The sequence below is a fragment of the Microbacterium sp. UMB0228 genome, assembly GCF_002871415.1.
Classification (GTDB): domain Bacteria; phylum Actinomycetota; class Actinomycetes; order Actinomycetales; family Microbacteriaceae; genus Microbacterium.
The window spans coordinates 615241-627758 of the sequence record NZ_PNFU01000002.1 but is presented as its reverse complement, the minus strand read 5'-3'; the positions used below and the strand labels follow the sequence as shown (position 1 = coordinate 627758).

Annotated in this window: 12 protein-coding genes; 6 read left to right on the top strand and 6 right to left on the bottom strand. The window is 70.0% G+C overall.

Annotated elements, in window-relative coordinates; translation table 11 throughout:
• Together CJ226_RS18045 and CJ226_RS07025 are read right to left on the bottom strand one after the other, a co-directional pair.
• Complete coding sequence (locus tag CJ226_RS18045) at window positions 1–846, bottom strand: transposase (protein ID WP_102208740.1); 846 nt, start codon at window positions 844–846, stop codon at window positions 1–3.
• Between the two features lie 41 nt (window positions 847–887).
• Entirely contained in the window at window positions 888–2213 is a 1326-nt protein-coding gene (locus tag CJ226_RS07025) for a VCBS repeat domain-containing M23 family metallopeptidase (protein ID WP_102208739.1), read from the bottom strand.
• Window positions 2214–2391: 178 nt separating this feature from the next.
• Here CJ226_RS07025 and CJ226_RS07020 point away from each other — a divergent pair, with 178 nt between their 5' ends.
• The 3 genes from CJ226_RS07020 to CJ226_RS07010 all read left to right on the top strand — a co-directional run bounded on the left by CJ226_RS07020 (window position 2392) and on the right by CJ226_RS07010 (window position 4850).
• The gene (locus tag CJ226_RS07020) at window positions 2392–2697 is read left to right on the top strand and encodes a hypothetical protein (RefSeq protein ID WP_025104600.1); all 306 of its coding nucleotides are present in this window, start codon (window positions 2392–2394) and stop codon (window positions 2695–2697) included.
• Window positions 2698–2720: 23 nt separating this feature from the next.
• Window positions 2721–3245 carry a hypothetical protein gene (locus tag CJ226_RS07015; RefSeq protein ID WP_102208738.1) on the top strand — a complete coding sequence of 175 codons (525 nt, stop codon included), beginning with the start codon at window positions 2721–2723 and terminating at the stop codon, window positions 3243–3245.
• 201 nt (window positions 3246–3446) lie between these two features.
• Window positions 3447–4850, top strand: coding sequence for a hypothetical protein (locus tag CJ226_RS07010; protein ID WP_025104602.1), 1404 nt, complete (start codon window positions 3447–3449; stop codon window positions 4848–4850).
• A gap of 64 nt (window positions 4851–4914) precedes the next feature.
• On the opposite strand, the gene CJ226_RS07005 is transcribed toward CJ226_RS07010, so the two are convergent.
• The 3 genes from CJ226_RS07005 to CJ226_RS06995 form a co-directional block, all read right to left on the bottom strand.
• The gene (locus tag CJ226_RS07005; protein WP_374754522.1) at window positions 4915–5982 is read right to left on the bottom strand and encodes a fatty acid desaturase; all 1068 of its coding nucleotides are present in this window, start codon (window positions 5980–5982) and stop codon (window positions 4915–4917) included.
• Window positions 5983–6133: 151 nt separating this feature from the next.
• Complete coding sequence (locus CJ226_RS07000; protein WP_146008213.1) at window positions 6134–6412, bottom strand: hypothetical protein; 279 nt, start codon at window positions 6410–6412, stop codon at window positions 6134–6136.
• 194 nt (window positions 6413–6606) lie between these two features.
• A complete protein-coding gene (locus CJ226_RS06995; RefSeq protein WP_102208735.1) occupies window positions 6607–7557 on the bottom strand; it encodes an intradiol ring-cleavage dioxygenase in 951 nt (316 codons plus the stop codon).
• A gap of 367 nt (window positions 7558–7924) precedes the next feature.
• Between CJ226_RS06995 and CJ226_RS06990 the strand changes: the two genes are divergently transcribed.
• Window positions 7925–8539 (top strand): TetR/AcrR family transcriptional regulator, encoded by a 615-nt coding sequence (locus CJ226_RS06990; RefSeq protein WP_025104606.1) that lies wholly within the window; start codon window positions 7925–7927, stop codon window positions 8537–8539.
• A 9-nt stretch (window positions 8540–8548) separates the two neighbouring features.
• On the opposite strand, the gene CJ226_RS06985 is transcribed toward CJ226_RS06990, so the two are convergent.
• Entirely contained in the window at window positions 8549–9694 is a 1146-nt protein-coding gene (locus CJ226_RS06985; RefSeq protein ID WP_102208734.1) for a low temperature requirement protein A, read from the bottom strand.
• 354 nt (window positions 9695–10048) lie between these two features.
• Here CJ226_RS06985 and CJ226_RS06980 point away from each other — a divergent pair, with 354 nt between their 5' ends.
• Window positions 10049–11575: a sugar transferase gene (locus CJ226_RS06980; protein WP_025104608.1), complete on the top strand. Its 1527-nt coding sequence runs from the start codon at window positions 10049–10051 to the stop codon at window positions 11573–11575.
• A gap of 4 nt (window positions 11576–11579) precedes the next feature.
• Entirely contained in the window at window positions 11580–12515 is a 936-nt protein-coding gene (locus CJ226_RS06975; RefSeq protein ID WP_025104609.1) for a glycosyltransferase family 2 protein, read from the top strand.
• The last annotated feature ends 3 nt before the right edge of the window (window positions 12516–12518 follow it).

The window sequence follows — 12518 nt, the reverse complement described above, 5'->3', positions numbered from 1 at the left end:
TCAGAGTTCGTCGAGGGCCTCGCGCGCCGACTCCACGGCCTCGGCAGCGGCGTCCTTCTTCTCCGCGGCCGCCGTGCGCCTCTGCTCCGCGGCGGGACGGTCGCGCTCGACGCGATCGGCCTCCTGACGCAGCTTCTCCAGCTGCGCCTCCACCTCGGCGATGCCGTCCGCGAGCTCCTCGGCGCGGTCGCTCAGTGCCCGCACCGCCTCGTCCTCCTTCGTGAGAGCCCGCTCCGCCGTGGCCAGGGCCTTCTCCGCCGCGGCCACCTGCCGCTCCGCGTCCCGCCGCTTCCGCCGCTCCTGCAGTTCGTCCCGCGGGCGCGGGGGTTGCGGCTGCAGGGTGGGGAGGGTGCCGGCCACGGCGTCGCGGACGTCGTCCGCGGTCCCCGACGGCTCCAGAGCCCTCACGAGTCGTCCGGACGCGACGGCCGCGGCGGCATCCTGATCGAAGAACGCCGCGGAGATCGTCTGCTCGACGGCGTCCCGCGTGGCCGCCGTGACGCGTTCGCCCCGGGACCCCGCGAGGTCCGCCGCACTCTCGGCGAGCCGCCGGGTCAGGGCACGGCGCTGCCTGCTGAGCGTGGACAGCGCGGCGGCATCCAGGTCTTCCTGCGCCTCGCGCAGCTCCGCGGCCAGCGCCAGGGCCTCCCCGAGCTGGGCGGCCCGCTCCTGCGCGAACACGTTGACCACCCAGGCCGCGACCGACGGCTTCCGCAACGCCTTCACCTCCGCGGCGAGCGCAGCGTCCTCGATATCCTTCGCCGCGGCGTTCCGGCTGGCGGTGAACGCTTCCGGCGGCCCCGCGTACAGCGCTGCCGCGATGTCGTCGAACGTCCCCGCGGCCATGCGCCCACGATACGCGCCCCGGAGTGCTCGACTCCGGCCGGTCACTCGATCGCGAGGTAGTCCGCGGCGTCGGAGGCGACGAGCACTCGCGCGCCGAAGGCGCCGTTCCCGTTCCCCGGATAGAGGTAGAGCTGTCCGGCCGGGGTGCGCGCGAGCAGGTCGGCGCGCCCGTCGCCGTTGTAGTCCACGCCTCCGGTGACCTCGGTGAACTCCTGCCAGCCCACGCCCACCTGTCGCACCGTGCGCAGGCCTGACGCCCCGGTGTAGAGGAGGAGCTGACCGTCGGCCGCGACTGCGACGATGTCGCCGCGTCCGTCCCCGTCGAAGTCTCCCGCGATGAGGTAGTGGACGCTCTCCCAGCCGCCGCCGATCATCGTCTGCGAGGAGGTCAGGCCGCCGCTGCCGTTGCCGTGGTAGACCCTCAGGTTGCCGGACCCGGAGACCCCGAGGATGTCCTGACGTCCGTCACCCGTGAAATCCGCACCCGAGGCGATGTGCCGCATGCTGTACCACCCCGAGCCCAGCCCGACCGCCCCACGGAAGCCCCCGCGTCCGTTTCCGACGTAGAACTCCAGGACGCCGTCGGAGCGTGCCACGAGGAGGTCGGCATTGCCGTCGCCGTTGAGATCGGTGTGCGTGATGTGTCGCCGCGAGTTCGCCCACCCGCTGCCGAACAGCGTGGTCGGGCCGGCGAGGCCGCCGCGCCCGTTGCCGGCGCGCAGCCGCAGATCGCCGTTCCCCGCGACAACGAGGAGGTCGACCTTGTCATCGCCGGTGAAGTCTCCGGCGCTGACGCCGGCGGGCGATCCGGCGCCGAGACCGGGGAAGAAGAGCGGGATGGTCCCCCCTCGCGTCACGTCGGAGAGACACGTGAAGCCCTGGTTGATCTGCGAGTAGACCTTGCCGTTCAGCCACACCTCGAAGTGCAGGTGGTACGCGGCCGAGTTGCCCGTGTTGCCGACGACGCCGATCTGCTGCCCGCGGAGGACCTTGGTTCCCGGTGCGAACCACCCCGGAGCCGCCATGTGCGCATAGCGGGTCACGTATCCGCCCGCGTGCTGCACGTCCACGTAGTTGCCGTAGCCGCCGTTCGACGTACGACTCTTGATCACCCCGTCGTACGCGGCGAGGATGGGCGTGCCGCCGTTGCGGGAGATGTCGATGCCGTCGTGCGCGCGGTAATTGTTCCGGCAGCCGTCGCCGACCTTCGACTGGATGTTGCCGGACGCCGGGTAGACCATGTAGCCGTCGGACGCGGCGGTCGCGGTGCCAGCCGTGGAGACCGCGGGGACGAGCGCGCCGACCACGATCGCGAGCACGGCGACGATCCCGATCCGGCCCCGGCGCCAGCGGGACGTGCGCGTCATCTCGAAGCTCTCTCTTGGTCTGCGGGCCCCAGGACAGGTTGTCTCCCGCGGTCACCGTACCAAGAGCGGGCCCTCCGCGACGCGAACGCCACTCCCCCGGTCGGCCGGGATGCCCTCCGCGACCGGCGCGGGCGCACAGGATCCGTACGCCCCCGCGCTCGGGTGTACCGTCAGCATCATGGGAAGACTCCGGTACGACGGGCACTCGGATCCGATCCTCATCGAGGACGAGACGCTCGCGCATCTGAAGATCGTCATCGGCACGAAGCTCCGCCGGCAGGAGAGCTTCATGATGACCTGGCGGCCCGTCGAGGGGGGCGTCGACCGGCGCGCGAGCGTGTGGATCCATCCCGCCATCCCGCTGCAGTTCGGGTTCGACGACGCCGAGCCGCCGACGGTGGACCCGCACCGCATCCAGGAAATCATGCAGGCCCTCAACGCCTCCGGCGAACTGGTCCTCGATCACCTGTCCGGCCCGCGCTGACGCGCGACCGGGAGGTCGTCTCCATGGACACCGTCCTCACCGTCGTTCTTGTCGTCGTCATCATCGCTCTCCTCGTCGGCGCGGCCTTCCTCCCTCGATGGGTGCGACGCAGCTCCACCGCGGCCGGCGCCCGCGCGGGCGCGCGATTCACCGCAGAGCGGATGACGCAGCTCCTCACCGAGCTCGGCACGACGCTCCGGATCCAGGCGCCGCCGGAGGTCGCGGCCGCGCTCCTGCACGCGGCGGTCGCCGGGCACGAGAAGGCCTACGCCGTCCTCGACGACGGCACCGTCGGCATCCGCTTCGTCGAACCGGACGACACCGTCGTGCGGCTCGGTCCCGACGCCGAGGGGACTCTCCTGCACGTGGAGACGTTCCGCGACTACCTCGGCTTCCCGCAGACCGCGCCGCTGTGGCGGGAGCTGCGGGAAAGGGTGACCGCAGAGGCGGCAGCGCGCCGGATCGAGGTGAGCGACGGACCCGTCTCCGTGTTCGAGCGCGGAGACCTGCTCGACGACCGCAACGCCCGCTGGTTCCGCCGCGCCTGATCGTGCCGCTGCCCGCCCGTGCAAATGGGGGTCACGATTCACAGGCGACGCAATTAGGCTAGACGCGCGCCGCGCCCCGCAGGGACTCCGATGAGGACCCGGACGCGGTGCACGCCGGGGCCTCCTTCCCCGTGCTTGCGAACCCGTCCACGGAAACGAAGACCGCTTCGTGTCGCGGACACGCCAGAAAGGCTTGAACCCATGAGCGATTCCTCGGGCACCCCCCGCGACGACGACCGGTCGCCGGACTTCTTCGATCAGCTGATCGAGACCACTCCTCGCGAGTCGTCCTCCTCGTCCACCTCGGCGTTCACGATCGGCTTCCGGGGCTACGACAAGAACGAGGTCGACGCCGCGCTGGCGTCGATGCGCACGCAGCTCCAGCAGGCGGCCGACGAGCTGGCCGAGGCGAAGGCGCGCGAGGCCGAGTCCGTCGAGGCCATCAAGGCCGAAGAGCGCGAAGCCCGCGAAGCCCTGGAGGCGGAGCTCGCGGCCGCGAACGCCAAGGCCTCCGACGCCGAGCAGCAGGTGGCGACCCTGACCTCCGAGCTCGTCGACATGCCGCAGGCCGATGGCGAGGAGGCACCGTCGCGTCAGCAGTTCGAGGCGATCCTGCGCGTGGCCGAGGAGCAGGCGAACGTGCTCATCCAGAACGCCGCCGTGCAGGCCGACCGCCTGATGACCTCTGCCCGCGAGGAAGTGGCCGCGCAGCGTGCCGAAGCGGAGGCCGACGCCGAGCGCATCATCTCGCAGGCGCAGCGCGACGCCGACCAGGTGCGGCTGAAGATGGAGACCGAGTACACGGCCCACGAGGCGCGCATCGAGCGCGAGGCGGCGCACGCCGCGGAGAAGGTCAGCCAGGCCTCCCAGGAGGCCACCGCCATCCGCACCGAGGCCGAGAAGGGCGCCGCCGCGCTCCGCTCGCTGGTCACGCGCGAGACCACGCAGTTGCGTGCGGACGCCGAGCGCGAGGTCCGTGAGATGAACGCCCGCGTGCTGGAGTTCGAGGAGACCCTCACTCGTCGTCAGGACGACGCGCAGCAGGAGTTCCTCGTGCTGCACAACCAGGCCGTCGCCCACGCCGAGCGCATCACGACCGATGCGAACGAGCAGGTCACGGCCTCGCTGGAGCACGCGCAGCGCATCTCCGCGAAGGCGGACGGCTACGAGAAGCTCATGCGCTCGCAGGCGCAGGCGATCGAGGCCGACGCCCAGGTGCGCGCCAGGGAGATCCTCGAGCGTGCCCGCGTGAAGTCGCAGAAGATCGTCGACGCGGTCACCGGACACACCTCCACCGTCCTCCGCGACGCCGAGGACCGCGCCCGTCAGCTGCGGTGGCAGCAGCAGCAGCTCACGAGCTTCATGGCCGAGGTGCGCGAGCTCATCCGCCCGGACGGCATCTTCAGCGACGACAGCCTTCCCACCGAGATCGCGGTGACCGAGGCCACGATCGACGAGGACGACGACGACATCGAGGACGACGTCGTCGAGGCATCGGTCGAGACCTTCCGCGGCGACGAGGTCCTCGACGACGAGTTCGACGACGACCGCCCCCTGGAGAAGATCACGATCGACGTGATCGAGACGGACGACTCGAAGCGCTGATCCCGCGCAGAGACGACGAAGGGGCGAGCAGGTGTCTGCTCGTCCCTTCGTCGTATGCGTGTGCTCAGGCGCGGCGGAGCTGTGCCGCCGCCGGGCAGTCGAACGGGTCGCGCGCCGCCAGGCCCACGCGGTTGAGGTAGGCGATGACGATCGCGTAAGACTGCCCGAGGCTCGTCTCCGTGTACGGGATGCCGTTGGCGGCGCAGTAGTCGCGCACGATGCCGCGTGCCTTCGACAGGTGCAGCCGCGACATGTTCGGGAACAGGTGGTGCTCGACCTGGTGGTTGAGGCCGCCCATCAGCCCCGTCACCCACCATCCGCCGCGGATGTTGCGCGACGTGCGCACCTGCTTCGAGAAGAAGTCGAGCTTGGCGTCGGGGGCGATGACCGGCATGCCCTTGTGGTTGGGGGCGAAGGACGCGCCCATGTAGACGCCGAAGACCGCGAGCTGCACGCCCAGGAACGCGAAGGCCATGCCGACGGGGAGCAGGAGGAACAGCGGCACGAGGAGGACGGCGAACCGGAGGACGATGAGACCGAGTTCGGTCCAGCGTCCCTTCACGTTCTTCCGCGTCATCAGGTGCTTCAGGCCGAGGTAGTGCAGGTTGAGCCCCTCGAGCGTCAGGAGGGGGAAGAAGAGCCACCCCTGCGTGCGCGTGATGAGCCGGACGATGCCACGCGACTGCGCCGCATCCTCCTCCAGGAAGGAGATGGTGTCGACCTGGATGTCGGGGTCCTTGCCGACCTGGTTCGGGTTGCCGTGGTGCCGGGTGTGCTTGGAGTCCCACCAGTGGTAGCTCATGCCGATGATGCCGGCGAGCACGCGGGCCAGGCGGAAGTTCGCCGGTCCCGTGGAGAGGATCTGACGGTGCGCCGCCTCATGGGCGAGGAAGGCGACCTGCGTGAAGACGACCCCGAGGGCGGCGGCGATGAGGAGCTGGAACCAGCTGTCACCGAGGAGGAGGAAGCCCGCGACGCAGCCGGCGAAGGCGATGACCAGCGCCGCGCCGACCAGCGTGTAGAACACCGGGGTGCGCTGCAGGAGCCCTGTCTCCTTCACGACCTGCTGCACGTCCCGGTACGCCCGGGTGAGAGGCGGGAACTCGGCGTTCCCGGCGTAGGTCTGACGCACCGGGCCGAGGGTGGCGGTGACGGACGGGGAGGATGTGCGGGAGATGATGCTCTCCTGTCGATCGGGAGCCCTTGAGCTGAAGAAGCCAAGGGCGGTTGCCGATCGCTGTGGCCACACTAACCGCGCTCGCATACGCGAGGCGGCATACGACTCAGGCCCGTGCTCGACGCGGCCGCCGACCGCGCGTCCGAGGGAGGGCCGGCGATGCCGCCGGTCGCGCGGGCTGCTGCGCGACGGCGAGCGCACGGAAGGCGTCGTCGAGTGACGGGAACGACCCGAGGTCGGTGCCGCGCTCGTCGCGCAGCCGGTGCGCGGATCCGTCGAACTCGACGAATCCGGCGAACTCACCGTTGCGGGTGGCGACGTGCACGTCGACGTCGGCCTGTTTCCAGGTGAGAGGGATGGAGGAAGGGACGGTGGTGGTACTCATGCTCATGCTCATTGCTGTGGGGCGGGCGCGCTGTGGCGCTCCGCGCGTGAAGAGACCGAGGGCGGATTCCGCGCGCGTCGATGTGCGTGGTCCGTGGATGGCCCTGATCAGTGGCGACGAGGCGGCCGAGAGGGGGCGAAACGCACACGTTGCACGATCAGCTTAGCAGATCCACGAACCACGCGCCGAGAACCTCAGCTTCCGGGGGGACGACCACCGCCACCCGTGGGCGCGGCGCCGGCGCTCGGCGTGGTCGTCGTGTCGACGCCGACCACGAGGGTCGCGGTGTATCCGCCGGTGACGCTCCCCGTCGTCGTGGCGAGCTGCGACACCCCGCCGTCGTCGCCGAAGACGTTGTCGGAGGTCAGGGAGATCCGGGCGAGATTGTCCGCCGATCCGGAGTACGCCGTCTCCGCATAGACCGCACTGCAGGCGTCCTCGGGCAGCGCGAGCTGGGACGTGGCGATCGCGTTCGACGCGTCGGTGATCGCGGTCGCATCCGGATAGACCTCGAAGTGGATGTGCGGCCAGCGCCCGGAGTAGCACCCGGGGAAGACGGAGGTGAAGGACACCCTGCCGTCGTCGTCGGCGACCTGCACCCCGCGCAGATAGGAGACGTCCTCGAGCCCGGACGAGTACAGCGAGTACTCCCCCTGCGCGTTGCAGTGCCACGCGTAGACCGCGACGCCGGCGAAGGGCACCCCGCCGTTCGCGAGGTCGAGGATCTGGAGCTCGAAGGAGAGCGGGACGCCGTCGGCCGTGGCCCCGCCGTCGATGGACGAGCGGATGTCCTGGCGGATGATCCCGGCCTCGTCGAGGACGTCCGGACCGTTCGAGCCGTCGCCCGGATAGGGGCCGGCGGTCTCGTCGGGGATCTCCGTGACCGTGTCCGACGCCGTGCCGGTGGCGCTGGGCGTGGGGGTGGCGGTCGTCGACGACGATCCGGTGGCGCCGGGAGCGCAGGCGGCGAGGACGACGGCACCGAGGCCGAGCCCGCCGCCGATCAGCAGCCCGCGACGGCTCATCAGCGTCCGGAGGTCGAAGGCGACGCCCTGGTCGACGACCTCTTCGTCCGCGCGGTCCAGCAGTCGTCCTTCGTACATGGGGCCCTGCGGCGTGGGGGTCGGTTCGGGGATGCGGCTCATGATGTGCTCCTCTCGAGCGTCGGCGGCGTTGCCCCCATGCTCGACGGGTGAACAATCAAGAAGCTATGCGTGATCCCTGGGGCTCCTGTGGAGTCAGGAGCAGAGCGGAGGATGCGGGGACATCGCTCCGCTCTGCAGCGCTGGCGCTCGAAGAACTCGGCGGACAACGCAGGGCCGGGGCGATGGGGGAATCGCGCGCGCGGCCACGAAGACGGCCGTCATGCAGGGGACATGCGCGGCCGTGGCGCATCCAGTGGAACATGCCACTTGGCACCTGTCAAGTTTTTCCCGGACACCTGTCCAGATCAGGCGAGATGCCATAGCATTGCCCGCACCGATCCCGAAGGGGACGAGACTGGGGGACAGCATGACGACAGCGGACAAGCGCGCGGAACGCGCAGGGGTGGACAAGTTCGCGCTGCGCCGGCGGGCGCTGGCCGAAGCGGCCTTGGAGGCGATCGCCGAGCGGGGGTTCGCGCGGACGGGACTCCGCGAGATCGCGCAGCACTCGGAGCTCTCCCACGGGTCGCTGCACTACTACTTCACCGACAAGAACGACCTCATCGCGGAGGCCGTGCGGATATCCAAGGGCGGGCTCGGCGACCGCTACCTCGCCGTGCTGGAGAGGGCCGAGACCGCGGAGGAGCTGGCGGCCGGGGCCGCCGAGGAGCTCGCCAGGAGCGTGCACGACGACGCCCGCCTGCACCGGCTCTGGTACGACCTCCGCAACCAGTCCCTGTTCGAGTCGGGCTTCGGCGACACGATCGCCGAAGTCGAGGCCGACCTGCAGGATGCCATCTGGCGCGTGGTCGAGCGCTACTCCGAGCTCTGCGGACGCCCGTGCCGCTTCACGCCGCTCTTCGCGTACGCGCTCACGGACGGCATGCTCCAGCACGCCCTCATCCGCCACCTGCGCGGCGACGGCGAGGCGATCGCGCGCCTGCGCCGCGAGTGCCGGGAGCTCTTCGCCGCCAGCGTGTGACGCCGCGGATCACTCGTCCGTGACGACGGTTCCCCGAGCAACGGGCGGCCGGATCACCAGCACGATCACGATCGCCACCATGACCGTCGCCGTCAGCGCCACGGGCACCGGCACGAACGGATCGAGCAGGACGAGCAGCGCGCCGACGGGGATGACCGCGTTGACGACGCGGTCGGCGTTGTCGCGGATCGCGATCCACCAGATCCCCAGCAGGAAGACGGCGATCGGCACCGAGACGGTGAACGTGGCGATCACCGGGGCGAGGTGGCTCTCCCCCGTCATCACATCCAGCTCGACCTCGACACCGGCCGAGAACGCCGCGGCCGCGGCGAACACGAAGTAGTGCGTGTAGCCGTAGCGCAGGGAACGCCCCAGGGTCGTGATGGCCCGGTGGTGGGGCGGCCAGAAGTAGATCCACCACAGCGCGGCCGTGACGATGAAGGCCAGCGCCGAGATCGCGAGGAGCGGACCGAGCGCCTCCACCTCGTCGAGCGCGTCGATGATCGCATTCGCGGAGGCGAGAAGGCTCTCGCCCAGCACGATGAGGGTGAAGAGACCGTAGCGCTCGGTGATGTGGTGCGGGTGCCACGGCGTCTGTCCTCGGCGCTCCGCGAACACCGGGACGCCGACCTCGATGAGCGCGAACACGACGAACGCGACGAGCTGGACCGGACCGGACGGGATGAGCAGGAACAGGATCCACAGCACCTGCACGACCGCGATCCCGAGCGCGTAGCGGAGCGCGACGCCCCGGAGCGGTTCCTCGGTCCGCGAGGCGCGCAGCCATTGGGCCACCATCGCGACGCGCATCACCACGTAGCCGACGACGGGGAGCGTGAAGTTCCCCTCGTCGAACGCCTGCGGGACTCCGGCGGCGAGGATGAGGACGCCCGCCATCTGGACGAACGTGGCGATCCGGTACGGCCAGTCGTCGGTGTCGAACGACGTCGCGAACCAGGTGAAGTTCATCCACGCCCACCAGATCGCGAAGAAGAGCATGGCGTAGGAGGTGATGCCGTGGAGGAAGTCGCCGTGGCTCAGCGCGTGGTGCAGCTGGGCCGAGGCGATGCTCACGGCCACGACGAAGACGAGGTCGAAGAAGAGCTCCAACGGGCTCGCCGTGCGGTGTGGCTGCCCCGGGTCCCGCGGTGCCATGGGACGCAGGTGGAAGCGCGTGCTCGGTGTCTGGTGCGTGGTCACCGCGAAAGAGTAGCCCCGCCCGCCCGGCGCTGTGCGGTATTCCGGAACGGATTTCACCGAGTCCGCGGAACGGCTTCCCTCCGACGAGCGGATCCGCTACAGTGTTGGACGTCTGCAGTGCCTGCTGCACGCCTCGTCGGTTGGGACGACGAGGACCTTCACGATGTGGGATCGCGAAGCATCAGCAGGACCCGAGGGGTCGGGACGCAGACGTGTCCGTGAACGTGGGGTTCACGGTCTGGGGAAAACTGGGGAAACGATGGCGCACTGGGGTTATCTGCGTACATTCACGGCTCAAGGGGCCTCGGCATGACTTCCGTCGAGGATGCTCTGAGCATCGCTCGTACGGGTTTCACGCCGATCACGGCACCGCGAGCGACCGCGTCGGTGACGCCTGCGGCGAGCACGCCGCGTGTGTCGGCGACGCTCGAACGACGCCGCCAGTGGGAGCGTCGCTATCGGATGCGGCTGCGGATCACGGATGCGGCTGTCATCCTGATCGCGGTCGCACTGACGGCGATGGTCCAGCTGGTCTCCGGCGTCGCGGTGATCGAGGCCGTGCGCAACGCCGCATTGCTGGGTCTCGCCTGGTACCTGATGCTGTCGGCGCTCAACAGCCGAGCCGCCGCCATCTTCGGGTCCGGGGCCACGGAGTACCGTCGCGTCGCGCACGCGGCGGGACTCGCCTTCGGCATCACCGCCATCGCGGGCGTGCTCCTGGAGTGGGAAGGACTGCAGCCGCTGTTCTTCATCGCCCTCCCGGTCGGCATGCTCGGTCTCCTCTTCGCCCGCTGGACCTGGCGCCGCTGGCTGCAGCGGCAGCGTCTGTCCGGTCGGTTCGCGTCGAGGACACTGGTGGTCGGCGCCACCGAAGACGTCGAGTATGTGATCGACTCCCTGCAGAAGGGCGGGGAGAACGGCTATCACGTCGTGGGGACGACGCTGCTGGATCGCAATGCTGGCGCGCTCAGGATCGGGGAGAGCATCTACCCGGTCGTGGGCGATCTGGACACCGTCGCCGCGGCGGCGGCACAGCTCGGGGCGGACACCATCATCGTGGCGAGCCGCCCCGAGGGGTCCCCCGACTTCGTCAAGCAGCTCAGCTGGCAGCTCGAGGGCACCGCCGCCGAGCTCGTGCTCTCCAGCCGTCTGACGGACGTCGCGGGGCCGCGCATCTCGCTGCGCCAGGTCGACGGCCTGCCGCTGATCCAGGTGAAGATCCCGACCTACGAGGGCGGGGTCCACCTTCTCAAGCGCGCGCTCGACATCGTCGTGGCCACCGTCGCGCTCATCCCGATCGCGCTGCTCACCCCCGTGCTCAGCGCGCTCATCAAGCTCGACTCGCCTGGCCCGGTGTTCTTCTTCCAGGAGCGCGTGGGACGGGACGGCCGCCGATTCAAGATGGTGAAGTTCCGCTCGATGCGCACCGACGCCGAGAAGCAGCTCGCGGCGCTCAAGGAGCAGAACGAGGGCGCCGGCCTGCTCTTCAAGATGAAGGACGACCCGCGCGTGACCCGCGTCGGGAAGGTGCTGCGCAAGCTGTCGCTGGACGAGCTCCCGCAGTTCTGGAACGTGCTCGTCGGCGACATGAGCGTCGTCGGCCCTCGTCCGCCGCTGCCCAGCGAGGTCACGGCCTATGACGGCACCGTGTTCCGCCGCCTCTACATCAAGCCGGGCATCACGGGTCTGTGGCAGGTCTCCGGACGCAGCGACCTCTCGTGGGACGAGAGCGTGCGGCTCGACCTGCGGTACGTGGAGAACTGGTCGGTCATGAACGATCTGCAGATCATGTGGCGCACCGCGAAGGTCATGGCGCAGCCGAGCGGGGCATACTGAGTCCATGAACCCCGCGCGACCCGAGGCCGAAGAACGACCTCTCCTCGTCGCCGTGACGACCTTTCGTCGCACCGAGCTCCTCGCTCCGCTCGTCATGGCGATCCGGGCGGGGGCCGGCGCCTCGGCGGAGCGCATGCGCATCGCGTTCGTGGACAACGATCCCGCCCGCTCGGCGGAGGAGGTCGCCGCAGAACTCGACGTCACCTACCTCCCTGAACCCACCCCGGGGATCGCGGCGGCGCGACAGGCCGCGCTCGACGCGGCGCGCCCGGGCGAGCTGGTCGCGATGGTCGACGATGACGTCGTACCGCTGGAGGGGTGGCTCGACGCCCTCGTGGAGACATGGTCGAGAAACGGGCGTCCCGCCGTCGTGATGGGGTACGTGGACTACGTCTGGCCCGAGGGCACCGACCCCTGGATCGTCGCCGGTGGGTTCATGCGGCGACGACGCCGACGGAACGGGCAGCGACTGGACGCCTTGGCGACCGGGAATGTCCTGATCGACGCTTCGCAGGTCGCGTCACTCGGAGTGCACTTCGACACAAGCCTCGGCCTGGCCGGCGGAGAGGACATGCTCTTCGGGCGATCGCTGCTCGCCGCCGGCGGGGCGATCATCGCATCCGCGGACTCGATCGTCCGCGACGAGGTCCCCGCGGAGCGCACGACCCGCGAGTTCGTGCGACGGCGGACCATCTCACAGGGTCAGATGCGTACCGAACTCCTCACCCGAGACGGCTCCCTCGCGCGGCGCATCATCCTTCGCGGCGCCCACCTCGTGGGCGGCGTGGCCCGCCTTGTGATCTTCTCCCTGCGAGAAGTCCTCGCCCGCGCGCGCGGCGACCGTGCCGCACAGGCCGTGCTGCGGCGGCGCATCTGGTTCGCCCAGGGGCGCACTCTCGGCGCCCTCGGCCGGATCACCCCGGCGTACGCCCGGAGCTGACGG

Excerpts from the sequence above, each read along its gene's own strand:
- CJ226_RS18045 (WP_102208740.1), bottom strand. The coding sequence starts at position 846 with ATGGCCGCGGGGACGTTCGACGACATCGCGGCAGCGCTGTACGCGGGG.
- CJ226_RS07025 (WP_102208739.1), bottom strand. The coding sequence starts at position 2,213 with ATGACGCGCACGTCCCGCTGGCGCCGGGGCCGGATCGGGATCGTCGCC.
- CJ226_RS07020 (WP_025104600.1), top strand. The coding sequence starts at position 2,392 with ATGGGAAGACTCCGGTACGACGGGCACTCGGATCCGATCCTCATCGAG.
- CJ226_RS07015 (WP_102208738.1), top strand. The coding sequence starts at position 2,721 with ATGGACACCGTCCTCACCGTCGTTCTTGTCGTCGTCATCATCGCTCTC.
- CJ226_RS07010 (WP_025104602.1), top strand. The coding sequence starts at position 3,447 with ATGAGCGATTCCTCGGGCACCCCCCGCGACGACGACCGGTCGCCGGAC.
- CJ226_RS07000 (WP_146008213.1), bottom strand. The coding sequence starts at position 6,412 with ATGAGTACCACCACCGTCCCTTCCTCCATCCCTCTCACCTGGAAACAG.
- CJ226_RS06995 (WP_102208735.1), bottom strand. The coding sequence starts at position 7,557 with ATGAGCCGCATCCCCGAACCGACCCCCACGCCGCAGGGCCCCATGTAC.
- CJ226_RS06990 (WP_025104606.1), top strand. The coding sequence starts at position 7,925 with ATGACGACAGCGGACAAGCGCGCGGAACGCGCAGGGGTGGACAAGTTC.
- CJ226_RS06985 (WP_102208734.1), bottom strand. The coding sequence starts at position 9,694 with ATGGCACCGCGGGACCCGGGGCAGCCACACCGCACGGCGAGCCCGTTG.
- CJ226_RS06980 (WP_025104608.1), top strand. The coding sequence starts at position 10,049 with ATGACTTCCGTCGAGGATGCTCTGAGCATCGCTCGTACGGGTTTCACG.
- CJ226_RS06975 (WP_025104609.1), top strand. The coding sequence starts at position 11,580 with ATGAACCCCGCGCGACCCGAGGCCGAAGAACGACCTCTCCTCGTCGCC.